This window comes from Streptomyces lincolnensis (assembly GCF_021173675.1).
Classification (GTDB): domain Bacteria; phylum Actinomycetota; class Actinomycetes; order Streptomycetales; family Streptomycetaceae; genus Streptomyces; species Streptomyces lincolnensis_B.
The window spans coordinates 1-546 of record NZ_JAIHON010000048.1; the positions used below are offsets into that span (position 1 = coordinate 1).

The 546-nt window shown below is 70.9% G+C and carries 1 protein-coding gene; it reads right to left on the minus strand.

The features are described from left to right. A partial coding sequence (locus tag K4B79_RS47500) for an alpha/beta hydrolase (RefSeq protein WP_232033713.1) occupies positions 1–546 on the minus strand: 546 nt, incomplete at its 5' end.

The window sequence follows — 546 nt, forward strand, 5'->3', positions numbered from 1 at the left end:
TCAGGCGGGGTGGAGGGCGGTGTGCAGGGTGGTGACGGCCTGGGTGATGGCGGCCTGGGCGGCGTGGGTTTCGCGCAGGGCGTTGAGCATGACGAAGTCGTGGATGATGCCCTGGTAGCGCACCGCGGTGACCGGGACGCCGGCTGCGCGGAGTTTGTTGGCGTAGGCCTCGCCCTCGTCGCGCAGGACGTCGGCCTCGCCGGTGATGACCAGGGCCGGGGGCAGGCCGGTGAGCTGGGCGGTGGTGGCGCGCAGCGGGGAGGCGGTGATCTGGGCGCGGTCGGTCTCGCTGGTGGTGTACTGGTCCCAGAACCACTGCATGCCGTCGCGGCGCAGGAAGTAGCCCTCGGCGAACTGGTGGTAGGAGCCGGTGTCGAAGCTCGCGTCGGTGACCGGGTAGAACAGCACCTGCTGGACCAGGTGGACGTCGCCGCGCTGTTTGGCCATCAGGGTCAGGGCGGCGCTCATGTTGCCGCCGACGGAGTCGCCGGCGACGGCGAGGCGGGTGGCGTCGAGGTTCTTGGTGGCGCCCTGGGTGGTGATCCA